Source organism: Halomonas sp. (assembly GCF_033549285.1).
GTDB lineage: Bacteria > Pseudomonadota > Gammaproteobacteria > Pseudomonadales > Halomonadaceae > Halomonas.
In genome coordinates, this window is record NZ_JAWSUJ010000056.1 from 1 (window position 1) to 26,470 (window position 26,470).

Consider the following 26,470-nt stretch of genomic DNA (forward strand, 5'->3'; position numbering starts at 1 on the left):
GTGGTGCTGGACGAACCCTTCGCCGGGCTCGACGCCGGGACCGCGGCGCGACTCGCCACCCGCCTCGACGCCTGGCTGGCCGGGCGCACCGCCATCTACCTGGTGCACCAGCTCGGCGAGGCCGTCGACCCGCCGGGCATCGACCGCTGCCTGACCCTGCACGACGGACGACTTTGCACGACTGGTCAGGATGTTTCAGGATGAGACCCACGACTCCCCCGGATGAGGTGTGCCATGCGTGATTTCCTCAGGCGCCTGCCCAAGGCCGAACTCCACCTGCATATCGAGGGCTCGCTCGAGCCCGAGCTGATGTTCGCCCTGGCCGAGCGCAACGGCGTCAGCCTGCCCTATGACTCCGTGGAGGAGGTCCGGGCGGCCTATGACTTCTCCGACCTGCAGTCCTTCCTTGATCTCTATTACCGGGGCATGAGCGTGCTGCGCACCGCCGAGGACTTCCATGACCTGGCCATGGACTACTTCCGCCGGGCCAGCGCCGAGGGGGTAGTGCACGTCGAGATGCACTTCGACCCCCAGGCCCACCTGGTGCGCGGCATCGAGCTGCCGGTGGTGATGGAGGGGCTCTCCCTGGCGCGACGCCGCGCACAGCGCGACCTGGGCATGTCCACGGCACTGATCATGGCCTTCCTGCGCGACCGCCCGGCCGAGGAGGCGATGGCGGTGATGGAGAGCGCGGCCCCCTACTGGGAGATGCTCGACGCCGTGGGGCTCGACAGCGCCGAGCAGGGCAATCCGCCGTCGAAGTTCGTCGAGGTGTTCGAACGGGCGCGGCAGCTCGGCATCCCCCGGGTGGCCCACGCCGGCGAGGAGGGGCCGCCCGCCTATATCCTCGAGGCCCTGGACCTGCTGGATGTCTGCCGCATCGACCACGGCGTGCGCTGCCTGGAGGACCCGGCACTGGTGGCGCGGCTGCGCGACGAGGGCGTGGTGCTCACCGTCTGCCCGCTCTCCAATGTGCGCCTGCGGGTCGTCGAGCGGATGACCGACCATCCCCTGCCGCAGCTGCTCGATGCCGGCCTGCGCCTGACCCTCAACTCCGACGACCCGGCCTATTTCGGTGGCGGCATGCTCGCCAACTTCGAGGCCTGCGCCGAGGCCTTCGGCTGGTCGGAGGAGGTGTTCATCCAGCTGGCCGGCACCGCCATCGAGGCCGCCTTCATCGGCGAGACGCGCCGCCTCGACCTGCATCGCCAGCTGGCGGCGTGCCTCTAGCGTCCCGCCAGCAGGTGGCCCCGGACCGCGCCTAGTGGCTTGCGATGCCCCTGGGCATGCTCGGCGCCAGCGTTGAGGGGGCGGTGTGCAACGGCCTGTAAGGTCGTGTAAAAGAAAGGCTCTCATCCTGTCACCGGGGCCGATCGGGGAGAGCCGCGCTTGAGCCTTAAGACCCGCTTCCTGCTGCTTGCCGCCTGCCTCGTGCTGGTGGCATCGGCGGCCGCCTGGACCGTCTTCCACCGCATCACCGAGGGCATCATCGAGCAGTGGGGCGAGCGCGTCGCGGCCATCCAGGTGCAGTACGACGGCGGGCGCCTGCTGCAGCCCCTGGAGCGGGAAATCGCCCTGGTGCGCCAGATGGCCGACTCCATCGTGCTGCGGCGCTTGGCGCGAGATCCCGACGACCCGGCGCTCGAGGCCCAGGCCTTCGCGGAGATGGAAAGCTTTCGTCGCAACTTCAGCGACAACAGCTACTTCGTCGCCCTCCGAGGCAGCGGTGGCTACTACCACAACAATGCCGCCAACGATTTTGTCGAGGCGCGCCTTCGCTACCGGCTGAGGGCGGAGCGGCCGGCCGACGCCTGGTTCTTTCGGCTGATCGATGAGGGCCGGGACTTCCACCTCAACGTCAATCCGGACGTGGAGCTCGGCGTCACCAAGCTGTGGATCGATGTCCTGATGCGGGACGGAGATGGCGAGATCCTGGGGGTGGTGGGCACCGGCATGGAGCTCGAGGGCTTCCTGCAGGAGATCGTGGACATCCAGCAGCCCGGCATCACCACCCTGTTCGTCGACTACAACGGCGCCATCCAGCTCTACCGCGATCGTCGCCTCATCGACTATGCCAGTTTCGTCAAACCGGAGGGGCAGAAGCGTACCCTGGACCTGCTGGTGGACCTGCCCCGCGACGCCGAGGCGCTATTCGGCATGATGCGCGAGCTGCGCGAGGCCCCGGACCAGTCGTCGAGCGTGCGCACCGAGTTCGTGACCCTGGAGGGCAAGCGCCACCTGGCTGGCGTGGCCTTCCTGCCGGCCCTCGGCTGGTTCGAGGTGACGCTGCTCGACCTGGAGGTGCTGATGCCGCTGGACGGCTTCACGCCGGTGGCGGTGGTGTTCGTGCTGACCCTGCTGATCACGCTGCTGGTCTTCCACCTGGCGCTGCGCCGCCAGCTGCTGGCCCCTATCGCGGCCCTGGAAACCGCCATGCAGCGGGTCAAGCAGGGGGACATGTCGCCCGCTGAGCTGCCCAGGGGACGGGGCGAGATGGGCCGCCTGATTCACCATTTCCATTCCATGGCCGGGGCCATCCAGCGCCATACCCGGGATCTCGAGGAGCGGGTCCGCGAGCGCACCGAGGAGCTCGAGGCGGTGGCTATCCGCGATGTGCTGACGGGCCTGATGAACCGCCGCGGCATGCAGCAATGGCTGGAGGAGCAGATCCTGCGGGGGGCCCGGGAGGGGAGCCACTTCGGGCTGATCTGGCTGGACCTCGACCGTTTCAAGGAGCTCAACGATGGCCTCGGCCATGCCGCGGGGGACCAGGCCCTGGTGCGTGTCGCCGAGGCGCTGCGGCACGGGCTGCGTCCCTACGACCGGGCCTCGCGCTGGGGAGGCGACGAGTTCCTGGTGCTGCTCTCGCCCTGCGACGAGCCGACCCTGACCCGGGTGGCCGAGCGCCTGCGCAAGGCGGTCGCCTCGAGCGAGGTGGACGGCTCGGCGGTCACCATCAGCGTGGGGGCCTGCCTGGCGATTCCCGGCGAGGACCTCGACAGCCTGTTGAAGCGGGCCGACGAGGCGCTCTACCAGGCCAAGGCCGAGGGGCGCAACCGGGCCCGGGTCGCTGTGTAATCCCGTTCCGGGTCATGCCCGGCGGTGCACCAGGCGCCCCCCGCCCCAGGTCTCGGCCACGCAGCGGTCATCGCCCAGCATCATCAGCGCGAAGAGCGTCTCGGCAAGCGAGCGGCTGCGGGCCGTGCGCCGTGCCAGCAGCGGGGTGGCGGCCGGGTCGAGCACCACGACGTCGGCCTCCATGCCCGGGGCGAGGCGGCCGATCTGGCCGTCCAGCGACAATGCCCGGGCGTTGCCCAGCGTCAGCCCGTAGAAGCCCTGCCAGGCGGTGAGTGGCTGGCCGCGCAGCTGACCCACCTGGTAGGCGGCCTTGAGGGTGGCCAGGCCGGACAGGTCGGTGCCGCCACCCACGTCGCTGGCGTAGGTGATGTTGAGGCCCATCTCGCGGGCCGCCAGGCGGTCGAAGAGGCCGCTGCCGAGGAAGAGGTTGGAGCTCGGGCAGAAGGCGAGGTTTGCCCCCCGTTCGGCGAGCCGGCCGCGCATCGCCTGGTCCAGATGGATGCCGTGGGCGAAGGTGCTGCGCGGACCCACCAGGCCTGACTGCTCGTAGACCTCGAGGTAGTCGAGGCTGCCAGGGAAGAGCTCCGCCACCCAGTCCAGCTCGCCGGTGTTCTCGGCCAGGTGGGTCTGCAGCCACAGGCTGGGGTCGTTGCGCATCACGCCCCCGGTGGCGTCCAGCTGGGCCCGGCTGGAGGTGGGGGCGAAGCGCGGGGTCAGGCTGTAGCCCAGTCGCCCCTTGCCGTGCCAGTCGCCGATCAGCCGCTCGGTGTCGCGGATGCCGCCCAGGGTGTCGTCGCAGAGCGCGTCCGGGGCATGACGGTCCATCAGCACCTTGCCGGCCAGCATGCGCAGGTCGCGCCGGCGGCTGGCGGAGAAGAAGGCGTCCACGGAGACCGGGTGGCTCGAGCAGAACACCTGGGCGGTGGTGGTCCCGACCCTCAGCATCTCGTCGAGAAAGACCTCCGACAGCGCCTCCGCATGCTCGCGCGCCGCGAAGCGACACTCCTCGGGGAAGGTGTAGTCGTTGAGCCAGTCGAGCAGCTGCCGGCCGTACGAGGCCATGATCTCCAGCTGCACGTAGTGCACATGGCTGTCGATGAAGCCGGGCAAGATCAGCTTGCCGCGGTGGTCGATCACCTCGATCCCCTCGGGCAGCTCGGGGGCCAGGCGCGCATGGTCGTCCACCGCGCGGATGCGGCCGTTCTCGATCCACAGGGCGCCATCCGGGTGGTGGCGAATGCTGCCCTCGGCGGGCGTATCGGCCTCGCCGGGGTCGGCATCGAAGCTCAGCAGTTCGGCGCGCAGCACGCGCGAGTCGTTATGGGTCATCTCGTCGGGGCTCATCGTTATTCGTCACACCGGGGCTGACACGGGGGCAGGCCCCGAAGTGTCGGACCATCGAGGAGGCGCTGTGAATACCTCCCTGTACGCTACCGACGCCATCCATGGCGTAGGACCTCCTCTTCGGCCTCCCCCGGCGCCTCTGGTTCCTTCCCTATTCGTGGGGCTCATTAGTGAGCATGTTGCGCAGCTTGGCGGGGTCGAGGCCGCGCTGATCCTCTCGCTCGGACGACGCGACCCGCGGCAGCAGCTCGGCGAGGGTGGCCAGGGCGATGGCGTAGGGCGTCTTGTCGCCCCCGGTGCCGCCGGCCGCCATGCCGATGGGGCAGCGCACGCGGGCCAGGGCCTCGTCACTGTGGCCGGCCTCTCTCAGCCGGCGGTGGAAGCTGGCCCACTTGCTCTTCGAGCCGATCAGCCCCAGCGAGGCCGTGTCGCCGCGGGCGAGCAGGGCATCCACCAGGGCGCGGTCCTCGGCGTGGTCGTGGGTCAGCACCAGGGCGTGGGCGCCGGGCGGCAGGGCGGCCACGGCCTCGGTCGGGTCGGGGGCATGGTGACAGGCGAGGCGCGGCTGCTCCGACGCCCAGTCGGGGAAGGCGTCCACCCGGCTGTCATGCCAGCGCACCCGCCAGGGCAGCGGCGCGGCCAGGCGCACCAGCTCCCGGCCCACATGGCCGGCGCCGAAGACCGCCAGCGTGGTGGTGGTGCCGGGAAAGACCTCGAGCAGCACGTTGACGAAGCCGCCGCAGCACTGGCCGCTGCGCCCGCCCAGGCTGAAGGCCTCCAGGCTCATCCCGGCCTCGCACTCGCCATCGGGGCCCGCCAGGCGCCGGCGGGCCGCGGCGATGGTCTGCCACTCGAAGGTGCCGCCGCCCAGGGTGTCGTAGACCGCATCGGCGGTGATCACCATCCGCGCCCCGGGTTCCCGGGGCGTGGAACCGGCGCTGGTCACCTGGGTGGCCAGGACGTGGGGCAGGCCCTCGCGCTGCAGCCGGTGCAGGGCAGCGTGCCAGCTCTCCGCCTGCGTGCTCATGGCGTCGACTCCCCGCGGTGGCGCAGCGCCTCGGCGGCCAGCAGGACTCGCTCCGGCGTGGCCGGGGTGTCGAGCCGCGGCGCCTCGCGGTAGTCGGCGAGGCTCGAGAGGGCATCGCGCAGCGCCGCCCATACCGAGATGCTGAGCATGAAGGGCGGCTCGCCCACGGCCTTCGAGCGATAGATGCTGGCCATGGAGTTGGGATGCCCCTGGAGCAGTTCGACGTTGAAGCACGGGGGCAGGTCGCCGTAGGTGGGGATCTTGTAGGTGGCCGGGCCGTCGGAGATCAGCTGGCCGCCGTCGTTCCACCTGAGCTCCTCGCTGGTCAGCCAGCCCATGCCCTGGATGAAGCCGCCCTCCACCTGGCCGATGTCGATGGCCGGGTTCAGGGAGTCGCCCACGTCATGCAGGATGTCGACCCGGTCGACCTGGTACTCGCCAGTCAAGGTGTCGACGCTGACCTCGGCGACGGCCGCGCCATGGGCGAAGTAGTAGAAGGGGCGGCCCTGGCCGGTCATGCGGTCGTAGTGGATCAGCGGGGTGGCGTAGAAGCCCTTCTCCGAGAGCGACACCCGCCCGAGGTAGGCGGCCTGGACCAGCTCGCCCCAGGGGATGCGCCGCTCGCTCTCGCCGGTGCCGGCCACCAGGCCGCCGGCCTCCAGGCGCATCCCCTCGCGGTCCAGGGCGTAGTGCTCGCTGGCGAAGTCGAACAGTCGCGCCTTGAGGCCGAGGCAGGCGTCGCGGGCGGCCATGCCGTTGAGATCGGCGCCGCTGGAGGCGGCGGTGGGCGAGGTGTTGGGCACCTTGTCGGTGCGGGTGGCGGTGATGCGCACCGTCTCCAGGTCCAGCGCCAGCTCGCGGGCCACCACCTGGCAGATCTTGGTGTGCAGGCCCTGGCCCATCTCGGTGCCGCCGTGATTGATCATCACGCTGCCGTCGGTATAGACGTGCAGCAGGGCGCCGGCCTGGTTGAGGTGCTTGGCGGTAAAGGAGATGCCGAACTTCACCGGGGTCAGGGCCAGGCCGCGGCGAATCACCGGACTTGCCGTATTGAACGCGTTGATCTCCCGGCGCCGGGCCCAGTAGTCGCTGCTCGCCTCGAGCCGCTCGACGACATGGTGCAGCAGGGCGACCTGTTCGACGGTCTGGCCATAGTGGGTGGTCTCGCGCCCGGGGCGATAGAGGTTGCGCTTGCGGATCGTCAGCGGGTCCTCGCCGAGGCGTCTGGCGATGTCATCCATCGCCGCCTCGATCACCATCATGCCCTGGGGGCCGCCGAAGCCGCGGAAGGCGGTGTTGGAGGCGGTGTGGGTGCGCGCCCGCTGGCCGGTGACCCGCGCCTCGCCCAGGGAGTAGGCGTTGTCGGCGTGGAACATGGCCCGGTCGACGATGGCGTCCGAGAGGTCCGGCGAATAGCCGCAGTCGCCGATCAGGGTGAGCTCGCCGCCCTGGATCACGCCCGCCTCGTCCACGGCCAGCCGGTAGCGGTTGTGGAAGGGGTGGCGCTTGCCGGTGACGCGCATGTCCTCGGCGCGGGGCAGACGCAGGCGGGTGGTGCGCCCGGTGCGCCGGGCCACTAGCGCGGCGATGCAGGCCCAGGGCGAGGCCTGGGTCTCCTTGCCGCCGAAGCCGCCGCCCATGCGGCGCACCTCCACGGTCACCGCGTGGAAGGGAATGCCCAGCACCTCGGCGACCAGCTTCTGGGTCTCGCTGGGATGCTGATTGGAGGTATGGACGATCACCCCCTCGTCCTCGGTGGGCTGGACCAGGCAGGCCTGCCCCTCCAGGTAGAAGTGCTCCTGACCGCCGACGAACTGCTCGCCCTCGATGACATGGGCCGCGTCCGCCAGCGAGCGCTGCCAGTCGCCGCTCTGCTGGACATGGGTGGGGCGCACGGCCTCGCCACGTTCGGCGGCAGCCACCGGGTCGAGGCTTGCCGGCCGCTCGTCGATCTCGACGATCGCCACCTTCACCGCTTCCCGGGCGGCGCGATGGGTCTCGGCCGCCACGGCGAAGAGCACCTGGCCGGCGTAGCTGATCTCGTCCTCGACGAAGATCGGGTCCCCGGGGAAGACCGGGCCGATATCGGTGTGCCCTGGCACATCCGAAAAGGCCACCACGTCCACCACGCCGGGCATCGCACGCGCCGCCGCCAGGTCGAGGCGAGTCAGGCGACCGTGGGCCACCGGCGAGAGCCCCAGGGCCAGGTGCAGGGCATCGGCGGGGGCGGCGATATCGTCGATATAGGCGGCGCGCCCGGTGACGTGCTTGACCGCGCTCTCGTGGGCGCGGGCGCTGCCGGCACCGCCTCGCGAGACGGTGGACTCGGTTTCGCGAGGCTCGGTTCCTCGGGCCAGAGGGCCATCGCCCTTGATGCGACCCTGCTGCTCTTCCCGCACCCGTGTCGTGGCGTCATCGAGATCGGTCGTATCCCTGGACGGGGCGTCCAGCTTAGTGAGCGTACGCATGGAGCATCACCTCCCGGGGAGAGTCGGTCGACTCCTGTGCCATGACCAGGCGCAGGCGTTCGAGCAGGTTGGCGGCGGAGAGCCGGCGATAGTGGGCGCTGCCGCGCACGTCGCTCATCGGCTGGAAGTCCTCCGCCAGCGCCAGCCGGGCGGCCTGGAAGGCGGCGGCGGAGGGCGGCTGGCCCTCGAGGGCGGTCTCGGCCGCGGTGGCGCGTTTCGGCGTCGCCGCCATGCCCCCGAAGGCCAGGCGGACGTCGCGCAGCAGGCCATCTTCCAGGCGCCAGGCGAAGGCGCCGAGCACCGCGGAAATGTCATCCTCACGACGCTTGGACAGCTTCCAGACCCTGAGGTGTCGGCCCGGTTCGGGGCGAGGCAGGAAGATCGCCCGGATCACCTCGCCCTCGCGCAGGTCGGTCCGCTTGTAGTCGAGGAAGAAATCGTCGAGCGGCAGCTCCCGCTCGCCCTCCGGGCCGGCCAGCCACAGCCGCGAGCCCAGGGCCAGCAGCACCGGCGGGGTGTCGCCGATCGGCGAGGCGTTGGCGACGTTGCCGCCCAGGGTGCCGCGGTTGCGCACCTGGGCCGAGCCCAGGCGATGGAGCAGATGGGCGAAGGCCGGGTAGTGGTCGGCCAGCAGCGGTTCCAGGCGCGAGTAGGTCACGGCGCCGCCGATCCACCACCCCTCGCGGCCATCCGCCAGGGTCGCCTGCTCGATGGTCTTGAGCTCGGCGACGCGCGTGACGTCCACCACCCGCGCGAAGCGCGCAAGGCGCTGGGTCACCTCGAGCCAGAGGTCGGTGCCGCCGGCAACGATGGGCGCCTCGGGGTGGCGGGTGCGTTCCTCGAGCAGTTCCGTGAGGCTTTCCGGCTGGACGAAGGGGCCGTCGCCCTGGCGCTCGACGGCAGATGTCGGCGACGGTGCCGCGGCGTCGGTGCACTGCTCCAGCCATGCCGGACGCGCATGGGGGTAGTTGTCCATGGAGAGCGCCGCGTCGCGGATCGGCCGGTAGCCGGTGCAGCGACAGAGGTTACCGCCCAGCGCCGCCTCCAGACGCTGCGGGGTCAGCGGCGCCGGGGGCCTTGAAGCGTGCTCGTGCTGGTCTTCATAGAGCGTGAACAGCGACATCACGATGCCCGGGGTGCAGAAGCCGCACTGGCTGCCGTGGCACTCGACCATGGCCGCCTGGGCGGGATGGAGGGTCTCGCCGCGGGCCAGGCCCTCCACGGTGGCCAGCACGCGTCCCTGGAGCTGGTGGGCCGGGGTGATGCAGGCGTTGGCGCTGTGGAAGCGGACAGTGCCGTCGGGGCCGGCCTCGCCGATGGCCACCGTGCAGGCGCCGCAGTCGCCGGAGGCACAGCCCTCCTTGGTGCCGGTCTGGCCGAGCGATTCGCGCAGCAGCTCGAGCACGCTGGTGTCGGGCGAGGCCGCGCAGTGGCGGGGCTGCCCGTTGAGCAGGAAGTCGATCATCGCCTTGTCTCTGTTGTTGGCGCGTAAGTCTTGGCGCCGAGGCGCCCGGGTTCAGGGGTCGATTTTCTGACCATTCGGTCAGGATGCTTTCAGCTTGGTCCAGAATCGTCCGCGTTGCAAGCCCGTTTGCACCCGGCACGGGGGTGGGGCACTATCCTTGGCTTTGATCCGCCATGGGGCAGTGAGGTGGCCGATGACAGGGCCGATGACAGAGGGGAGCGCGCCCGCCGAGCGGGGGGCGAGAGAGCAGGGCGAGGCCAACGGGGTGACCCGTCGCCGCAACGAGCGCGAGATCCTGGCCGCGGCCGAGCGGGTCTTCGCCCGCCACGGCTACCGGGGGGCGAGCCTGCAGGCGATAGCCGAGCAGGCCGGCCTGCCCAAGTCCAACGTCCTCTACTACATGGGCAGCAAGCGCGGCCTCTACGTGCGGCTGCTCGAGCGGATGATGGAGCGCTGGAACGCGCTGCTCGACGACATCTCGGTGGAGGATGACCCTGCCGAGGTGCTGGAGGCCTTCATCCGCAGCAAGATGCAGCTGTCGCGGCGTCATCCGGAGGGCTCGCGCCTCTTTGCCGCGGAGATCCTGGGGGGCGCTCCCTTCCTGCAGGAGTACCTGCGCGGCGAGCTTCGCGACTGGGTCCAGGCCCGGGCGCGAATCTTCGAGCAGTGGGCCGAGCGTGGGCTGATGGATCCCGTCGACCCGGTATGGCTGATCTTCCTGATCTGGTCGGCCACCCAGCACTACGCCGACTTCGAGGCCCAGGTGCTGGGCATCACCGGCCGGGACGCACTCAGCGATGCCGACGTCGAGGAGATCACCACCTTCCTCACCCGGGTGATCCTCAAGGGGTGCGGCGTGCGCTCACGGGATGCCGACCCTGCCCGCTGATCCGCCCATGACGTTGCCCATCGATTCCCGCCTCGACGCCATCCTCGATGCCCTCGAGAGGCACCCGCGCGCCCTGCTGGTGGCAGAGCCCGGCGCCGGCAAGACCACCCGGGTGCCCCTCGCCCTGCTCGAGGCGCCCTGGGCCGCCGAGGGCAGGTTGCTGCTGCTGGAGCCGCGGCGGGTGGCGGCGCGGCTGGCCGCCGGCTTCATGGCTGAGAGCCTGGGCGAGAAGGTCGGCGAGACCGTTGGCTACCGGATGCGCGGCGAGAGCCGCATCGGCCCGCACACCCGTCTCGAGGTGGTCACCCAGGGGGTGCTGACCCGCATGCTCCAGGAGGACCCGCTGCTGGAGGGGGTGGCCGGCATCCTCTTCGACGAGTTCCACGAGCGCAGCCTGGAGGCGGACCTGGGCCTGGCGCTGGCCCTGGACGCCCAGTCGGTGCGCGATGACCTGCGTCTGCTGGTGATGTCGGCGACCCTCGACGTCGACGCCCTGCTGGGCGTGCTGGGCGAGGGCACCCCGGTGATCGACTGCCCGGGGCGCACCTTTCCCGTCGAGACCCGCTACCGTGCCCTCAACGCCCGGGAGGAGGCTGCCCCCCAGCAGGCCCGGGCGTTGCTCGATGCCATGGGGCAGCAGGAGGGCGATGCCCTGGTGCTGCTGCCCGGGGTGGCGGAGATCCACCGCCTGGCCCGGGAGCTTGCCAGCCGGGCGCCGGAGCTTGCCGTCATGGAGCTGCACGGCCGGCTGCCGTTGGAAGCCCAGCGGCGGGCCCTGCGCCCCGACCCGGAGGGGCGACGGCGGGTGGTGCTGGCTACGGCGATCGCCGAGTCCAGCGTCACGGTGGACGGGGTACGCCTGGTAGTGGACGCGGGCCAGGAGCGGGTGCCGGTCTTCCAGCCGAGAAGCGGCCTGCCCCGCCTGGAGACGCGCCGGGTCAACCGTGCCAGCGCCGACCAGCGCCGCGGCCGCGCCGGCCGCCAGGGCCCGGGGCGGTGCCTGCGGCTCTGGGCCGAGGAGCAGCCGCTGGTGCCCCACGGCGAGCCGGAGATTCGCCAGGCGGACCTCGCGCCGCTCGCCTTCGAACTGTCCCGCTGGGGCGTGACCGACCCCGAAAGCCTCGCCTGGGTGACCCTGCCCCCCGCGGCGGCGCTGGCCGCTGGCCGCGAGCTGCTCAATCGCCTGGGCCTGCTGGATGAGGAGAACCACCTGACCGAGCTGGGCCACCGAGCGGGGCGCTGGCCCACCCATCCGCGCCTGGCGGTGATGCTGGAGCGCTCCGACGCGTTCGAGGCCCGCCCCCTGGCCTGCGCCCTGGTGGCGCTGCTCGAGGGGCGCGGCCTGGACGAGGAGCGTGACCTGGAGAGGGCGCTGCAGGCCCGGCTGTGCGAGCCCCGCGAACATCGCCAGTGGCAGCACGACGCCAGGCGCCTGGCGCGACTCGCCGGGGTGACGCTCGGGGTGACCACCCTGGCCCCGCTGGGCGAGCTGCTGGCGCTGGCCTATCCGGAGCGGGTGGCGCAGCGGCTCGAGCCGGGCCGCTTTCGCCTGGCCGGCGGGGGCCTTGCGACCCTGCCCGAGCACCACCCCCTGGCCCATGCCGAGCTGCTGGTGGCCGCCGAGCTCGACGGCGAGGCCAGCGGGGCGCGCATCTTCCGCGCCGTGGCGCTTTCCCGAGCGCGGCTCGAAGCGCTCTATCCCGAGTGCGGCGAGTGGCGGGCGAGCCTCGAGTGGTCCGACGCCCAGGGTCGCCTGATGGGCGAGCAGGTGCGTGGCCTGGGGGCGGTGGTGCTGGAGCGAAGGCCCCTCGTCAAGCTGCCCCCGGAGGCGGTAAGGGCGGCGCTGCTTGAGGCACTGCCCCGCCGAGGGCTGCCCCGGGACGACGAACTGAGACAGCTGCAGGGCAGGGTGGCACTGCTGCGTCGTACGCTCGGTTCCGATGGAGAGGCGCTGCCGTGGCCCGACTGGTCCGATGAGGCCCTGCTGGCGACCCTCGAGGCGTGGCTGGCCCCGCACCTGGAGGGCATCACCCGGCTCGACGCGGTGGAGCGCCTGCCGCTGGCGCGCCTGCTGCTCGACACCCTCGACTGGCCGCTGCGCTCGCGGCTCGATGCGCTCGCGCCGGAGCGGCTCACGGTGCCCAGCGGCGCCAGCCACCGGGTCGACTACAGGCCGTGCCTGGCGGACAAGCCGCCGGTGCTGGCGGTGAAGCTGCAGGAGTGCTTCGGCTGGCAGGCCTCGCCGCGGGTGGCCGACGGCCGCGCGGCGGTGCTGCTGCACCTGCTCTCGCCGGCGCGCCGCCCGCTGCAGGTCACCGCGGACCTGGCGAGCTTCTGGGCCAATGGCTACCCGGAGGTACGCAAGGAGATGCGCGGCCGCTATCCGAAACATCCCTGGCCGGAGGACCCCTCCACCGCCGAGGCCACCGCCCGCACCAGGCGGCGTGACTGATCCTGGCTGACCAAGGGCCGAGGACCCCGCAGCACCAGGCGCACCTGGTGTGTCAGGAGGACTCGGCCTCCCTGGGGTCATGCCCGCCGCGGCTGGCGGTGGGCTGGTTGCTGACGCCCCGGGCGCGCAGCACGCGCTTCTCGACCTCGACGATCAGGTAGATCGCCAGGCTGCCGGCCAGGATCACCCCCCAGTGGCCGAGGCCGAGCCCCTCGCTGCCGAAGATCACCTGCATGAAGGGCAGGTAGGTCCAGCCCAGCTGCAGCGCCACGATGGTCGCGATGGAGCCCCATACCGGGCGGCTTCCGAAGAGGCCATCGACGGAGAGGGTGCTGCGCAGCAGGAAGCGGCTGTTGATCAGGTAGGCGGCGCTGCCCATCACCAGCATGTTGACCGCACCGGTGCGGGCCAGCATTTCGCTGCCCCCGTGCTGGAGGATCCAGCCGAACATGCCGAACACCCCCACCAGCAGCAGCACCGAGACGAACACCACCCGCCACAGCAGGAAGAGATCGAGCAGCGAGGCCTTCGGGTCCCGGGGCTGGCGGCTCATGATGTCCGGCTCGGCGGCCTCGAAGGCCAGCGCCAGGCCCAGGGTGACCGCCACCACCATGTTGACCCACAGCGCCTGCAGCGGGGTCACCGGCAGGGTGGAGCCGGCCAGCACCGCCAGCATGATCGCCAGGCCCTGGCCGCCGTTGGTGGGCAGCAGGAAGGTAATGGTCTTGCGGATGTTGTCGTAGACCTTGCGGCCCTCGCGGATGGCCCCGACGATGGTGGCGAAGTTGTCGTCGGCCAGCACCATCTCGGCGGCCTCCTTGGCGGCCTCGGTGCCCTGGATGCCCATGGCCACGCCCACGTCGGCACGCTTCAGCGCCGGGCCGTCATTGACCCCGTCGCCGGTCATGGCGCAGATGCCGCCCCGGGCCTGCATCGCCTGGACCAGCCGCAGCTTGTGCTCCGGCGCGGCGCGGGCGAAGACGTCCACCTCGAGGATGATCTCCTCGAGCTCGGCATCGGACATCCCCTCGATCTCGCGGCCGCTGATGGCCCGCTCGGTGTGGGCGAAGCCGAGCTCCCTGGCGATGGCCAGGGCGGTGACGGCGTGATCGCCGGTGATCATCACCGGGCGGATGCCGGCGGCCAGGCAGTCCTTGACCGCCTCGATGGCCTCGTCGCGGGGCGGGTCGAGCAGTCCCACCAGCCCCAGCAGCACCAGCTCCTCCTCGGCGTGCTCGTCGGTCAGCTCGTGGACGTCCCGGATCGACCGTTCGGCCAGCGCCAGCACCCGCAGCCCCCGGGAGGAGAGCTCGTGGATGCGCTCCTCCCAGCGCTCGACGTCCAGTTCGCTGTCCTCGCCGTTGTCGCGCACCCGGTGGCACATCTCCAGCAGGCGATCCGGGGCGCCCTTGACCAGCAGCAGCGGCTCGCCGTCCACCTCGTGGAGGGTCGCCATGTACTTGCGCTCGGACTCGAAGGGGATGGCGTCGTGGCGATCGTGGTCGCCGCGCAGCTTCTCGGTGGAGAGCCCGGCCTTGGCCGCGGCCACCACCAGGGCGCCCTCGGTGGGGTCGCCGTGGATCCGCCAGCGACCCTCCTCCTCGGCCAGTTCGGCGTCGTTGCACAGCACGCCCACCTTGAGGAAGTGGCGCAGGGCGTGGTCGTCGTCCAGGTCCAGGGCTTCCGGCTCGGCCTCACCGTCGCTGGCGCGGTGGAAGCTGCCCTCGGGCGCGAAGCCGATCCCCTCGATGCGAATCTCTCCCCCGGGCAGCCAGATGGCCTGGGCGGTCATCTCGTTGCGGGTCAGGGTGCCGGTCTTGTCCGAGAAGATGGTGGAGATGGAGCCCAGGGTCTCCACCGCGGGCAGCCGGCGGATGATGGCGTTCTTCTTCGCCATGGCCTGCACGCCCAGCGCCAGGCCGATGGTGACGATGGCCGGCAGGCCCTCGGGGATGGCGGCGACCGCCAGGCCCACCGCGGCCATGAACATGTCGCCCAGCGGCTGGCCGTGCACCAGGGCGCCGAAGGCCCCGGTAAGCACCGCGGCGCCCAGGATGAAGAACGCCAGCACCTGGCCGGCGCGGTCGATCTGGCGCAGCAGCGGGGTCTTGAGCTGCTCCACGCCGCGCAGCATCTCGGAGATGCGGCCGATCTGGGTGCTGGCCCCGGTTTCCACCACCAGGCCCCGGGCGTTGCCCTGGACCACGATGGTGCTGGCGAAGGCCATGCTGCTGCGATCGCCCAGGTCGGCGTCTTCCGCCACCGCATCAATGGCCTTGTCCACCGGCGTGGACTCCCCGGTCAGCGAGGCCTCCTCGGTGCGAAAGCGTCGGGCCTCCAGCAGCCGCAGGTCGGCCGGCACCCGGTCACCGCTCTCCACCAGCACGATGTCACCCGGCACCAGCTCTTCGGCGGGGATCGTCTCGCGCCTGCCGTCGCGCAGCACCTGGGCCTGGGGCGAGAGCATCTGGCGGATGCTCTCCAGGGCCTGCTCCGCCTTGCCCTCCTGGAAGAAGCCGATCAGGGCGATGATCAGCACCACGCCGAAGATCGCGCCCGCGTCGAGGGTGTGACCGAGCCCCAGGCTGGCGATGGCGGCGACGATCAGCACCAGCATCAGGATGTTGTTGAACTGCGCCAGCAGGCGTTTCCACCAGGGACGCGCCTCGGCCTGCTGCAACTGGTTGGGGCCGTGCTCGGCCAGCCGGCGCCGGGGCTCCTCGCCGTCCAGCCCGTCCCGGGTGCTCTCCAGCCGGTCGAGGGATTCCTCTTCGCCCAGGGCATGCCAGGCGGTGGGCTCGCTGTGTCTCGGCGCTGTCATCCTTACTCCTCCGGCAGATGTCAGGGGGCTGCTGGATAGATAACTACCATACAGCATGCTGCAGTGCAGTGATCCAGGACAAGGAGAGTCGGCAAGTCCCTGTCAGCCCTGGGTCATGAAGGCGACGCGGGTGCCGTGGGCCAGGCGTGCCGCCGGCTCGACGGCAGGGGCTTGTGGAAGGCCCACCATCTCGTCGGTGACGTCGGCCCAGGTCAGGATGCCGTGGGTCAGGCCCAGCGGCGCCAGGGCGCGGCTGATCCACTGGGTGCCGGTGAAGCGGCGCCCCTCGCCATGCTTGTCCACCAGCAGGCTCTCGCCGTCGGCGTGGTGCAGGCGGACCAGGTAGATCCCCATGTCCAGCGACTGCACCTCCACGACGGGCGGCGCCTCCGGGTCGAGGCGCTCGGCCAGCGCTTCCAGGGTCAGCCGAGGGGGCAGGGCGGGGGCATCCAGGGGTATCATGGGAATCATCCGATGTTGGACATGGGCTGTCATTCTATCGCGACCTGTACAGGAGTCGTCATGCCGTCATCCGCCGATGCCTGCCCCTGCGGCAGCGGCCAGTCCCTGACCCAGTGCTGCGGCCGGTTCCATGCCGGCGAGCCGGCGCCCACCCCCGAGGCGCTGATGCGCTCGCGCTACAGCGCCTTCGCTCTGGATCTCACCGACTACCTGCTGGCGACCTGGTATGCGAGCACCCGCCCGGCCGAACTGGCCCCGGACCCGACCACCCGCTGGCTGCGCCTCGAGGTGCTGGAGAGCGGCGAGGACGGCGATGACGGGCGCGTGCATTTCCGCGCCACCTTCCGCGAGGGTCGGCGCTTCGGCGCGCTGCAGGAGCGCTCGCGCTTCCGCCGCGAGAGCGGCCGCTGGTTTTACCTGGACGGTAGTCCCACGGTCACCCGGCTCAGGCCCGGCCGCAACGAGGCCTGCCCCTGCGGCAGCGGGCGCAAGTTCAAGGCCTGCTGCGGCCGAGGCGTCTGACGAGAGTCCCATTCACGGAGATTCCATGATGAAACGATCCCTTCCTATCGTGTGGCAGCGCCTGGTCAGCAAGGGCGAGACCTGTGATCGTTGCCGCGCCACCCAGCGTGAGGTGGAGCAGGCCGTCGAGACCCTCGAGGCGGCGCTGGCACCGCTCGGGCTGGCGCCTCGACTCGAGATCCGCGAACTGGACGCGGCGACCTTCCGTGCCGACCCGCTTGCGTCCAACCGCATCTGGATTGCCGGGCGGCCCATGGAGGAGTGGCTGGACGCCGAGGTGGGTCGAAGCCGCTGCTGTTCGGTCTGCGGGGACGAGGCCTGCCGTACCGTCGAGGTTCAGGGCGTGACCTACGAGACCATCCCCGAGACCCTGCTGCTGCGCGCCGCGCTCATCGCGGCGGCCAGCGGGCTCGGTGGCGATGACCCGGTGGCGCCGGCCTGAGCGACTCCCGTCACACGGGCTCCCGCCGGGGGCAGTGTCTCCTTGCCGAGCGTCCGGCCCCAGGCTGGCCGACGGGCGGGCCAGCCCTTACACTGCGCGGCATGCCGCCGTGCCAATCGGCCCACTCTTCACCTCGTCCCGGACGCGTCCCATGGCCCAGACCCTCTCGAAACGGATCAACAAGTACATCAGCGAGAGCGGGATCTGCTCGAGGCGGGAAGCCGATCGCTACATCGAGCAGGGCAACGTGCACATCGACGGCCGGCGCGCCACCCCCGGCGACCAGGTCTTTCCCGGCAGCGTGGTGAAGGTCAACGGCCAGGTCGTCGAGCCCCTGGCGCTGGAGGAAGAGGACCTGGTGTTCATCGCCCTCAACAAGCCGGTGGGCATCGTCAGCACCACCGACCCGGCGGAGAAGGCCAATATCGTCGACTTCGTCGGGCACGGCGCGCGTATCTTCCCCATCGGCCGGCTGGACAAGGACTCCCAGGGGCTGATCTTCCTGACCAACAACGGCGACCTGGTCAACCGCATCCTGCGGGCCAGCAACCGGCACGAGAAGGAGTACCGGGTCACCGTCAACAGGCCCATCACCGATGACTTCATCGACGGGATGGCGGCCGGCGTGCCGATCCTCGGGGAGGTCACCCGCAAGTGCCGGGTGGTCAAGGCGTCGCGGTTCGTCTTCAACATCACCCTGGTGCAGGGGCTTAACCGCCAGATCCGCCGGATGTGCGAGGTGTTCGGCTTCGAGGTCGTGAAGCTCGAGCGGATCCGCATCATGAACGTGACCCTCGATGGGTTGGCGACGGGGGACTGGCGGGACCTGACCCCCGCCGAAGTGGCGACGATCCTCGCCCTGACAGAACACTCCACCTCCGAGGCCCGGCAGCCCGGCCGCCGGTCGGCCCGGCGCCAGGCAGGCAAGGGCGCCAGGGCCGGTGGCGGTGCATCAGGCAACGGCAAGGCTGGTGCGAGCCGACGAGGCGAGGGCGCCAAGGCCGCCGCAGGGAAGGGGGCGAAGCGCAAGGCGGGCGGCAAGGCCGCGCCCGGCAGGGCCCGCGGCGCCAAGCCGGCCTCGGCCGCCAAGGCCTCCAAGCCCGGGAAGCCGGGCGCCAAGCCGTCGAAGGGGCCCCGCCAGAAGGCCGCCGGCCCGTCCCGCAAGCCCAGGGGCAGGAAGTAGCCGCTTGCCCAAGCCCAAGACCAGGCCGAGGCCATGAGGAGCGCCATGAACGACCCACGCCTGCAGAGCCCCGCCGCGGCTCGCAATCGACAGCCGATCCTGGAGGTCCTGCAGCGGGTGCTGCCCGAGCATGCCCGGGTGCTGGAGGTGGCCAGCGGCAGCGGCGAGCACGCCGTCCACCTTGCCGGCGCCGCTCCTGGCTGGAGCTGGCGGCCCAGCGATCCCGTTCCCCGGGCGCTGGCCTCCATCGCCGCCTGGCGCGAGGCCGCGGGCCTGGCGAACCTGCTCGAGCCCGTGGAGCTGGACGTGACCGGCGACTGGCCGGAGGAGACCTTCGATGCCGTGGTGGCCATCAACCTGCTGCATATCTCGCCCTGGGCAGTCACCGAGGCACTGCTGGCGGGTGCCGGCGCCGCTCTGGTGCCCGGTGGCGTGCTCTACCTCTACGGGCCGTTCCGGCGGGAGGGTCGCCACACGGCATCCAGCAATGCGGCCTTCGATGCCGACCTGCGGGCCCGTGACCCCCGCTGGGGCATCCGTGACCTGGAGGCGGTGACGGCCGAGGCCGGGCGTCATGGATTGAAGCTCGACAGGGTGGTGCCCATGCCAGCCAACAATCTCAGCCTGGTGTTCCGCCGCTGCTAGCCATGGGGCATGGCAGCGGCGTCATTCCGGTATCTCGCCGGGCTCGCGGTACTCGACGCCCTCGGCCTGGCGTTCCTCGCGGGTCTTGGTCTCGTCCTCGGCGGGCACGCCCCACACGGTTTCCCGGCGACCGTCTTCCCAGGTGTAGGTGGTGCAGCCGGCCAGCAGGGTCATGGCGATCAGGCCGGCGAGAGGCGGTATCGATCGATGCATCGGAGACTCCTCGTTGCTTGGTGAACGGGCTGCCTGGGTGACCCTAGCCGGAGAGGCCCAGCAGGATCGGGACATAGACCACCAGCAGCAGCACGGTGACCAGCCCCAGCAGGTAGGGAATGATGGCGCGAGTGATGCGCTCCAGCGGCAGCTGGGTGACCGAGGAGGCCACATAGAGGTTGATCGCCACCGGCGGCGTGATCATGCCGATGGCGAGTCCCACCACGATGATCAGCCCGAAGTGGATGGGGTCGATGCCCAGCTGGGTCACCAACGGCAGCAGCACCGGGGTGAGGATGATCAGGGCACTGGCCGTCTCGATGAACACCCCGGTGAGCAGGATCACCGCCACCACCAGCAGCATGATCATGTAGGGGTCGGTGGAGAGCGACAGCACCGCCTGGGCGATGGCGCCAGGGACCTGCCAGCTGGAGAGGGTCCAGCTCAGCACCGCGGAGGTGGCGATCACCAGCATGATCACCGAGGTGGTGATCGCCGAGCGGATCAGGATGCGGTAGACGTCGGCGAGGCCCAGGTCGCGGTAGACGAACAGCGACACCAGCAGGGCGTAGTTGACTGCTACCACGGCCGCCTCGCTGGGCGTGAACACGCCGGAGAAGATGCCGCCGAGGATGATCACCGGCGTCATGAGGCCCCAGCTCGCGCTCCTGAAGGTGCGCCAGATGGTGCTCGGCGAGAAGGCCGTGCCGCGGGGGTAGTTGCGCCGATAAGCCTGGACGATGGCGATGGTGGCCAGTCCCAGGCCCATGGCGATGCCCGGCAGGATGCCGCTGAGGAAGAGTTTCGACACCGACTGCTGGGCGATCACGGCATAGATGATCATCGGCACCGAGGGCGGAATCACCACCCCGATGGTGCCGCTGGCGGCGATCAGGCTGGCCGCCGAGGCGGGCTCGTAGCCCTTCTTGCGCAGTTCCGGCACCAGGCTCGAGCCCACCGCGGCGGTGGTGGCGGCCCCGGAGCCGGAGATGGCGGCGAAGAACATGCCGGCGCCCACCGAGACGATGGAGAGGCCGCCCTTGAGGAAGCCGAACAGCGAATCGGCGAAGGCCACCAGCTTCTCGCTCACCTTGCCCTGGGCCATCAGGTCGCCGGCGAGGATGAACATGGGCACCGCCACCAGGGCGAAGGAGTTGATGCCCTGGAACATCTGCTGGGGAAGTACCATCAGCGGCACACCCTGGGCATCGAGTGCCACCAGGGTGCTGGCGCCGATGGCCAGCGCGATAGGCACGCCGAGCAGCATGAAGGCCAGGAAGAGCACGAAGAGCAGGGCCGTCATCCGGCGGGCTCCTCGGCGTCCGGCCGGGGCTCGCCCAGCGCCAGGGCGACGATGTCCACCAGCGCATACCAGGCCATGATCGCCGCTGCCAGCGGCATGACCGCATAGACCCAGGTCATGGAGAGGCGCAGCGAGGCGGACTTCTGGAAGCTCTGCACCTGCATGTACTCCCAGCCGATGGCAATCAGGGCGAGCAGGAAGCCCAGCGCCACCAGCAGGGCGGCGATGCGCGCCAGGCGCCGGGGCAGCACGGGCAGGGCGTCGACCACGAAGGTCACGGCGATATGCCGCCCACGCCGAAAGGCCAGGGTGGCGGCGAGGAAGGTGATCCACACCAGCAGGAAGCGGGCGACCTCCTCGGTCCAGCCCACCGCAGTGAAGAAGACCCGCGAGACGACCTGCAGGGTGATCACACCGATCAACGCCGCCATCGCCGTGAAGACCACGGGGGCGATGGCGGCGTCGAGGGCGCGCTCACTCCACCGCAGCGGTCGCAGCAGGGAATGGGCGAGGTCGGGCACTTACTTCAGCGCCTCCTGGATGCGCGGCAGGTAGTCGCCGAACTGCTCGCCGTACTTCTCGTAGACCGGGGCCACGGCCTCCTGAAAGGCGGCAATGTCGGGCTCCTCGACGATCTGCATGCCCGCCTCGCGCAGCTCGGCCAGCTGCTCAGCCTGCATCTCGGCGTTGACCTGGCGCTCGTGCTCGGCGGCCTCCTGGGCGGCCTGCTTGATTACCGCCTGGGCGGCCTCCGGCAGCTTGTTCCAGACCGGCATGCCCATCACGAAGATCGCCGGGGCATAGGTATGGCGCGACAGCGTCATGTGGTCCTGGGTCTCGTAGAGCTTGAAGGAGTGGATGACGTTGACCGGGTTCTCCTGGCCGTCGATGGTGCCCTGCTGCATGGCGGTGAGGGCCTCGGTCCAGGCCATCGGCACCGCGTTGGCACCCAGCTCGCGGAAGGTGTCGACGTAGACGGGGTTCTCCATCACGCGAATGCGCAGGCCGTCGATATCCGCCGGCGTCTCTACCGGGCGCTCGCTGTTGGTGAGGTTGCGAAAACCGCGCTCGGCGTAGGCCAGGCCCTTGAGGTTGACCTCGGCGAGGCGGTCCAGCAGCTCCTGGCCGATCTCGCCGTCGAGCACCTCGTAGGCGGCCTCGGGGCTGGGGAAGAGGAAGGGCAGCTCGAAGACCGCCATCTCCTCGAGGAAGTTGGCCACCGGGCCGTTGGTGATCACCCCCATGTCCACGGTGCCGATCTGCATGCCCTCGAGCAGGGTGCGCTCGTCGCCGAGGCTGGCGTTGGGGTAGAGCTCGATGTCCACCTTCCCCTCGGTGCGCTCTTCCACCAGCTCCTCGAACTTCTCGGCGGCCATATGGAAGCCGTCCTGCTCGTTGACCACGTGGGCCAGGCGCAGGGTGACGGGATCCATGTCGGCGAACTCGGAGGCGTTGGCGCCGGCGGTCATGGCCAGCGAGACGGCGAGTGCCAGCGTGCTGCGTGAAAAACCTTTCATTGTCATTTTTCCTTCGGTGAGTCAGTCACTTGGTGAGCATGCCCGAGGCGGGTGCCGGCGGTCAAACGCGCGCCTGCGCGCCTCACAGCAGTCGGTACATCACATGGGCATCCGTCAGGCCCAGCGCCGGATGACGGAAGGCCCTGGGGAGGGTGCCGATGATCGTGAAGCCGTGTTTCTGCCACAGCCGGATGGCCACCTCGTTGCTGGCGACCACCAGGTTGTACTGCATGGCGACGAAGCCCAGCTCCCGGGCCAGGGCCAGGGAGTGTGCGCACATCTCGCCGGCGATGCCCTGGCCGCGGGCGTGGTCGGCGACCAGGTAGCCACAGTTGCAGACATGGTCGCCGGGACCGGGCTGGTTGGCCTTGAGGGTGTAGGTGCCGGTGACTCGTCCTTCGTCATCGACGGCCACGCGCACGGCGCGGGGCAGCTCGATCCACATGCGGTGGGCGTCCTGCTCGCTGATGTCACGGGGTACCGCATAGGTCTCGCCGGCACGGAAGACCGGTTCGAGAATGGCCCACAGGGCTGGCCAGTCGTCGGGCTGGTAGGGGCGGATGCGGATCATGCGGTGGCTCCTTGCCGAAAGGGGGGAGGTCAGGCGGCCTGCTGCGCACGCAGCCAGGCGATCTCGTCGGCCCAGATCGTCGGGTCGATGGTCTCCAGTATCAGGGGCATCCCGTCGAGGCGCGGGTCGCGCATCAGGGTGGTGAAGGCGTCGAGCCCGATGTTGCCCTGGCCCAGGCTATGGTGGCGGTCCACGCGGCTGCCGAGTTCGCTCTTGGCGTCGTTGAGGTGCATGCCGCGCAGGAAGTCGCAGCCGACCACCCGGTCGAACTCGTCCAGGGTGGCGGTGGTGGCCTCGGGCGTGCGCAGGTCGTAGCCGGCCGCGAAGGCGTGGCAGGTGTCGAGGCACACCCCGACCCGGGACTTGTCCTCCACCTGCTCGATGATCTCGGCCAGGTGCTCGAAGCGCCAGCCCAGGTTGCTCCCCTGGCCGGCGGTGTTCTCGATCACGGCGGTGACGCCGCGGGTCTCGGCGAGCGCCTCGTTGATCGACTCGGCAATACGCGAGAGGCAATCCCTTTCGCTGATCCTCTTCAGGTGGCTGCCGGGATGGAAGTTGAGGCGGTCGATGCCCAGCTGCTCGCAGCGCTGGCACTCGTCGAGGAAGGCGGCACGGGACTTGGCGAGCCCCTTCGCCTCGGGATGGCCCAGGTTGATCAGGTAGCTGTCGTGGGGGAGGATCTGTCCCGGTCCGACGCCGTGCTCGTGGCAGGCGGCGCGGAAGGCCTCGATGACCGCGTCGGAGAGTGGCTTGGCCTGCCACTGGCGCTGGTTCTTGGTGAACAGCGCGAAGGCGTTGGCACCGATCTCCACGGCGCGCCGCACTGCCTGGTCGACACCGCCTGCCGCGCTGACGTGGGCACCGAGGTATTTCATGGCCGTCTCCCGCCGGGTAGATCAGAGATTCATGGTGCAGGGAAGTCTACACCAGCGAGGCGAGAGCGTGTGATGGCTGAGGCGACGAGGGCGCCGATCTGGCCCATGTCGTCGGGGGCCGGGAGCTAGCCTTGTTTGCCGGAGGGCGGGGCCGTGCCGTCCTCGCGATGGATCACGAGGGTGGTCTTCTGGTTGAAGCTGACCTTCCGGCCATAGGCCTCGGCCGCCTTCTTGGTGGCGAAGTGCCGGGTGGCTCGCCCGGAACTGCCCCTGTGCACGCTCCAGCCCCCCTTGGCATTCGGCACTACATGGTGCGTTGACCGATTCATCGTCGTCCCTCCTGTGCGGTGGACGCTAGCGGGATGGTGCATGCTGAATTGTAGCGTTCCCGTCGGGCGGCGAGGCGGTTTCGCCGCGGCGCATGACCCCGGTCATGCCATGGCGATCTCGCCGGGAAGAATGGCCAACGGCGAGGGGGCGGACGCGGCTACACGAACTCGGGATCCTCCGTCCTGACGGTGATCGCCTCCTCCTCGCCGGGCACCATTACGGCGAACTCGCCCCCGCCGAGGTGGGTGACCGAGTGGCCCTCGCGGGTCCGGAAGCTAGGGAGCCCGCTGCGGGTCGCGCCGGCGTGCTGCAGGTCGCTGAGATCCCGGACGCTGACGAACATGTCGATGAAATACTCGTTGCCGGCCGAGTCGAAGGCCAGGATGGTTTTCTCGTTGCTGGACACGGGGGACACCTCGGATGGAAAAGCCTGGGGTTCATTCTAGCCGTGGCCGGCGGGCGCCTTCCAATGCCCCCGTGCCATGGTGGTGATCCTCCCGGTGACAGCGGGTATCCTCATGGCGATAAACCGGGATGGAGGAGGTGCGCCTTGCGCCTGGACTATCAGGGGCTGCTGCCCGAAGCCGTGGGGTTCCTGCTGCTGCCGCGCTTCTCGATGATGGCGTTCTTCTCGGCAGTGGAGCCGCTGAGGATCGCCAACCGGATCACGGGGCGTGCGCTGTTCGAGTGGACGCTGATCAGCGAGGACGGCGAGCCGGTCACGGCCTCCAATGGCATGACGCTGCTGGCCGACCGTGCCATCGGGGAGGTGCATCGGCTGCCCTCCCTGGCGGTCTGCAGCGGCTTCGGTCCCGAGGACAGCCTGAGCCGTCCCCTGATGGCCTGGTTGCATCGCCTGGACCAGGCCGGCTGCGTACTCGGCGGGCTCGACACCGGCGGCTTCCTGCTGGCGGAGGCGGGCCTGCTGGAGGGCGAGAGCGTCACCCTGCACTGGGAGAGCCTGCCGGCCTTCCAGGAGCGATTTCCGGGCATCGAGACCTCCGACGAGCTCTTCGAACTGGGGCGGCGGCGCTTCTCCTGTGCCGGTGGCACGGCGGCGATGGACATGGCCCTGGAGGTGATCGCCCGTCGCCACGGGTCGCGACTGGCGGTCGATGTCTCGGAGCAGCTGATCCACGAGCGGATCCGCACCCGCCGTGACCAGCAGCGCATGTCGCTGGCCAGGCGCCTGGGCATCCATAACCGCCGCCTGGTGGAGGCCATCTCCCTGATGGAGCGCCACCAGCAGGTGCCCCTCTCGCTGGAGGCGGTGGCGAGCCGCAGTGGGGTCTCCCTGCGCCAGCTGCAGCGCCTCTTCGAACAGCATCTCGGCACGTCCCCCCGGGCCTGGTACCTGAACCTGCGGCTGGAACGTGCGCGGCACCTGCTCGCCGAGACGGACAGCGATGTCCTCTCGGTGGGGCTGGCCTGCGGCTTCACGTCAGGCTCCACCTTCGCCCGGGCCTTCAAGGCCCGCCATGGCCTGTCGCCGCGGGAGGCGCGGCGACGGCAATCCATTGTCGAGGCTTCAGCGCTCGAGCCCTCGTCGGGCGAGCGTTAGTGAGGGAGAGAGCGACGGTAACCCGGTAGCACGAGCCGGGTGCCGCTCATGGCGAATGGCTGGCCTCTCCCAGCGGGGCGAGCGCCATGACGGCCCGGTGGAGCTCGGCCTTGCGCGCCTCGAGGGCGTCGAGCCAGCCGAGGCACTCCTTCTTCACGCCTCCTGGAGGGGGCGCATCGGGCATCGGCGCGATGCATGCCCGTACCCAGGCCTGCTGGGTGCACAGATCCTGGAACTCACCGAGCAGCGACTGGCGCTGCTTCAGGCCGGCGAGGAAGGCGCGGTGTCGCCGGGGATCCAGCTCCGCCAGGTAGCGAATGCGCTTGATGGTCTTGCGCAGTTCATGGAGTGAGTCATCGGGCGAATCACCGACAAGGGCCGCCAGGTCGGCGTCATGCTGCAGGATCCGTTCGGCCAGCACCGCCTCGACCTGTTTGGGCGTCACTGCCTTGAGCGCCCGGCGGAGCCCCTTGTCCGAGAGCAAGCGCTGCCACCTCGCCATGTCGCCGGTATAGTCCGGCTGTGCCATGGCGTGGGAGAGGGCCGCGTGACGCTCCCGGCGCTGATGCTCCAGCCAGTCGTGCAGCGTCCTGCGGGCCTGCTCCGATAGCGAAGCTGGCGCCTGGGCCAGGGTCTCGAGAAACACATCCAGGTCCCGCAGGTCGCTGGTGGCCTGTGCCCGACGTTTCAGGCGCTTGAGGACCTTGCCGAGACCGGGCATCCGGATGATGGCCCTCACGGACTCCCCGATGGCGCGGCTGCGCCGCAGGTTGACGCGATACTGGTGCAGGAATTCAGGGTCGAAGCCGGCGATCACGCCGGGCTCCAGGGCCCTCGCCATGCGGTACTGATGAGTCAGCAGTCCGAGGATCCGCTTGTCGGGACGTGCCCGGTCGAGGTCGGGAGCCCGCGGGGCCTGTTTCCGGAACAGCGCATGGCTTGCCTCGTTCGGCGCCAGCCGGGAGGACAGTTCGGCCCGGTGCTTGCGGAGCTCCTGCCAGCTTTCCACGGGCAGGGCGAGGCTTAGCAGCCCCCCGGTCGGGAGTTCGGCGGGCGCCTGCCGGCAGAGCCAGCCGGCGAGCTCGGTCAGGGCCGGGTTGTGGCCGATCAGGAGGATCCTGTCGCATTCGGGCGGGCGGGCCATCAGCCACTCGCGAAGCGCCTTCCAGTCGAAGGTGTGAAGCGCCTGCGTGTATCGGGCGCGACTGTCGAGGGATGACGCAGGCAACTGCTCCGCGATGCCCAGCAGGGTCTGGCGGGTGCGGGTCGACGTGCTGACATGGATCTCGCCATCCAGGGCGC

At 70.2% G+C, this 26,470-nt stretch carries 24 protein-coding genes and 1 pseudogene; 10 read left to right on the forward strand and 15 right to left on the reverse strand.

Annotation, left to right across the window (positions count from 1 at the left end; all coding sequences use genetic code 11):
* The 3 genes and pseudogenes from SCI24_RS13150 to SCI24_RS13160 all read left to right on the forward strand — a co-directional run.
* Positions 1–204, forward strand: a pseudogene (locus SCI24_RS13150) (thiol reductant ABC exporter subunit CydC); the annotation flags it as partial.
* Positions 205–234: 30 nt separating this feature from the next.
* Positions 235–1,230, forward strand: coding sequence for an adenosine deaminase (locus SCI24_RS13155; protein WP_318725809.1), 996 nt, complete (start codon positions 235–237; stop codon positions 1,228–1,230).
* A 159-nt stretch (positions 1,231–1,389) separates the two neighbouring features.
* On the forward strand, positions 1,390–3,078 hold the full coding sequence (locus tag SCI24_RS13160) for a GGDEF domain-containing protein (RefSeq protein WP_318725810.1): 1,689 nt from the start codon (positions 1,390–1,392) through the stop codon (positions 3,076–3,078).
* A 12-nt stretch (positions 3,079–3,090) separates the two neighbouring features.
* Here the strand turns inward: SCI24_RS13160 and guaD are convergent, their stop codons facing one another.
* The 4 genes from guaD to xdhA form a co-directional block, all read right to left on the reverse strand.
* Positions 3,091–4,407 carry a guanine deaminase gene (gene guaD / locus SCI24_RS13165; RefSeq protein ID WP_318725832.1) on the reverse strand — a complete coding sequence of 439 codons (1,317 nt, stop codon included), beginning with the start codon at positions 4,405–4,407 and terminating at the stop codon, positions 3,091–3,093.
* Between the two features lie 166 nt (positions 4,408–4,573).
* On the reverse strand, positions 4,574–5,449 hold the full coding sequence (gene xdhC / locus SCI24_RS13170) for a xanthine dehydrogenase accessory protein XdhC (protein WP_318725811.1): 876 nt from the start codon (positions 5,447–5,449) through the stop codon (positions 4,574–4,576).
* On the reverse strand, positions 5,446–7,917 hold the full coding sequence (xdhB, locus tag SCI24_RS13175) for a xanthine dehydrogenase molybdopterin binding subunit (protein ID WP_318725812.1): 2,472 nt from the start codon (positions 7,915–7,917) through the stop codon (positions 5,446–5,448). Before xdhB ends, xdhC begins: the two co-directional genes overlap by 4 nt.
* A complete protein-coding gene (gene xdhA / locus SCI24_RS13180) occupies positions 7,901–9,382 on the reverse strand; it encodes a xanthine dehydrogenase small subunit (RefSeq protein WP_318725813.1) in 1,482 nt (493 codons plus the stop codon). The genes xdhB and xdhA overlap by 17 nt, the downstream gene beginning before the upstream one ends.
* Positions 9,383–9,587: 205 nt before the next feature.
* Between xdhA and SCI24_RS13185 the strand changes: the two genes are divergently transcribed.
* Together SCI24_RS13185 and hrpB are read left to right on the forward strand one after the other, a co-directional pair.
* Positions 9,588–10,271, forward strand: coding sequence for a TetR/AcrR family transcriptional regulator (locus tag SCI24_RS13185; protein WP_318725814.1), 684 nt, complete (start codon positions 9,588–9,590; stop codon positions 10,269–10,271).
* A gap of 7 nt (positions 10,272–10,278) precedes the next feature.
* Complete coding sequence (gene hrpB, locus SCI24_RS13190) at positions 10,279–12,723, forward strand: ATP-dependent helicase HrpB (protein WP_318725815.1); 2,445 nt, start codon at positions 10,279–10,281, stop codon at positions 12,721–12,723.
* Positions 12,724–12,775: 52 nt separating this feature from the next.
* Here hrpB and SCI24_RS13195 read toward each other — a convergent pair whose 3' ends face one another.
* Entirely contained in the window at positions 12,776–15,544 is a 2,769-nt protein-coding gene (locus SCI24_RS13195) for an HAD-IC family P-type ATPase (protein WP_318725816.1), read from the reverse strand.
* A 102-nt stretch (positions 15,545–15,646) separates the two neighbouring features.
* Entirely contained in the window at positions 15,647–16,006 is a 360-nt protein-coding gene (locus SCI24_RS13200) for a DUF6482 family protein (protein ID WP_318725817.1), read from the reverse strand.
* 60 nt (positions 16,007–16,066) lie between these two features.
* Between SCI24_RS13200 and SCI24_RS13205 the strand changes: the two genes are divergently transcribed.
* From SCI24_RS13205 to SCI24_RS13220, 4 genes are all read left to right on the forward strand, one after another.
* A complete protein-coding gene (locus SCI24_RS13205; protein WP_318725818.1) occupies positions 16,067–16,528 on the forward strand; it encodes a YchJ family protein in 462 nt (153 codons plus the stop codon).
* A 28-nt stretch (positions 16,529–16,556) separates the two neighbouring features.
* A complete protein-coding gene (locus SCI24_RS13210) occupies positions 16,557–16,970 on the forward strand; it encodes a DUF2703 domain-containing protein (protein ID WP_318725819.1) in 414 nt (137 codons plus the stop codon).
* Between the two features lie 151 nt (positions 16,971–17,121).
* A complete protein-coding gene (rluF, locus tag SCI24_RS13215) occupies positions 17,122–18,153 on the forward strand; it encodes a 23S rRNA pseudouridine(2604) synthase RluF (RefSeq protein ID WP_318725820.1) in 1,032 nt (343 codons plus the stop codon).
* Between the two features lie 45 nt (positions 18,154–18,198).
* Complete coding sequence (locus SCI24_RS13220) at positions 18,199–18,798, forward strand: DUF938 domain-containing protein (RefSeq protein WP_318725821.1); 600 nt, start codon at positions 18,199–18,201, stop codon at positions 18,796–18,798.
* Between the two features lie 21 nt (positions 18,799–18,819).
* Here SCI24_RS13220 and SCI24_RS13225 read toward each other — a convergent pair whose 3' ends face one another.
* The 8 genes from SCI24_RS13225 to SCI24_RS13260 all read right to left on the reverse strand — a co-directional run bounded on the left by SCI24_RS13225 (position 18,820) and on the right by SCI24_RS13260 (position 24,013).
* A complete protein-coding gene (locus tag SCI24_RS13225) occupies positions 18,820–19,011 on the reverse strand; it encodes a hypothetical protein (RefSeq protein ID WP_318725822.1) in 192 nt (63 codons plus the stop codon).
* 43 nt (positions 19,012–19,054) lie between these two features.
* On the reverse strand, positions 19,055–20,314 hold the full coding sequence (locus tag SCI24_RS13230; protein ID WP_318725823.1) for a TRAP transporter large permease: 1,260 nt from the start codon (positions 20,312–20,314) through the stop codon (positions 19,055–19,057).
* A complete protein-coding gene (locus SCI24_RS13235; RefSeq protein ID WP_318725824.1) occupies positions 20,311–20,835 on the reverse strand; it encodes a TRAP transporter small permease in 525 nt (174 codons plus the stop codon). The genes SCI24_RS13230 and SCI24_RS13235 overlap by 4 nt, the downstream gene beginning before the upstream one ends.
* Positions 20,836–21,831: a TRAP transporter substrate-binding protein gene (locus SCI24_RS13240; RefSeq protein ID WP_318725825.1), complete on the reverse strand. Its 996-nt coding sequence runs from the start codon at positions 21,829–21,831 to the stop codon at positions 20,836–20,838.
* Between the two features lie 82 nt (positions 21,832–21,913).
* Positions 21,914–22,402 (reverse strand): GNAT family N-acetyltransferase, encoded by a 489-nt coding sequence (locus tag SCI24_RS13245; RefSeq protein WP_318725826.1) that lies wholly within the window; start codon positions 22,400–22,402, stop codon positions 21,914–21,916.
* Between the two features lie 29 nt (positions 22,403–22,431).
* A complete protein-coding gene (gene nfo / locus SCI24_RS13250; RefSeq protein WP_318725827.1) occupies positions 22,432–23,277 on the reverse strand; it encodes a deoxyribonuclease IV in 846 nt (281 codons plus the stop codon).
* A gap of 125 nt (positions 23,278–23,402) precedes the next feature.
* A complete protein-coding gene (locus tag SCI24_RS13255; RefSeq protein ID WP_318725828.1) occupies positions 23,403–23,606 on the reverse strand; it encodes a DUF2188 domain-containing protein in 204 nt (67 codons plus the stop codon).
* 158 nt (positions 23,607–23,764) lie between these two features.
* Positions 23,765–24,013: a hypothetical protein gene (locus tag SCI24_RS13260; RefSeq protein ID WP_318725829.1), complete on the reverse strand. Its 249-nt coding sequence runs from the start codon at positions 24,011–24,013 to the stop codon at positions 23,765–23,767.
* Positions 24,014–24,157: 144 nt separating this feature from the next.
* Between SCI24_RS13260 and SCI24_RS13265 the strand changes: the two genes are divergently transcribed.
* Positions 24,158–25,168 (forward strand): GlxA family transcriptional regulator, encoded by a 1,011-nt coding sequence (locus SCI24_RS13265; protein WP_318725830.1) that lies wholly within the window; start codon positions 24,158–24,160, stop codon positions 25,166–25,168.
* A gap of 46 nt (positions 25,169–25,214) precedes the next feature.
* Here the strand turns inward: SCI24_RS13265 and SCI24_RS13270 are convergent.
* Positions 25,215–26,470, reverse strand: a 1,256-nt coding sequence (locus SCI24_RS13270) for a CHAD domain-containing protein (protein WP_318725831.1), incomplete at its 5' end; no start/stop codon positions are given.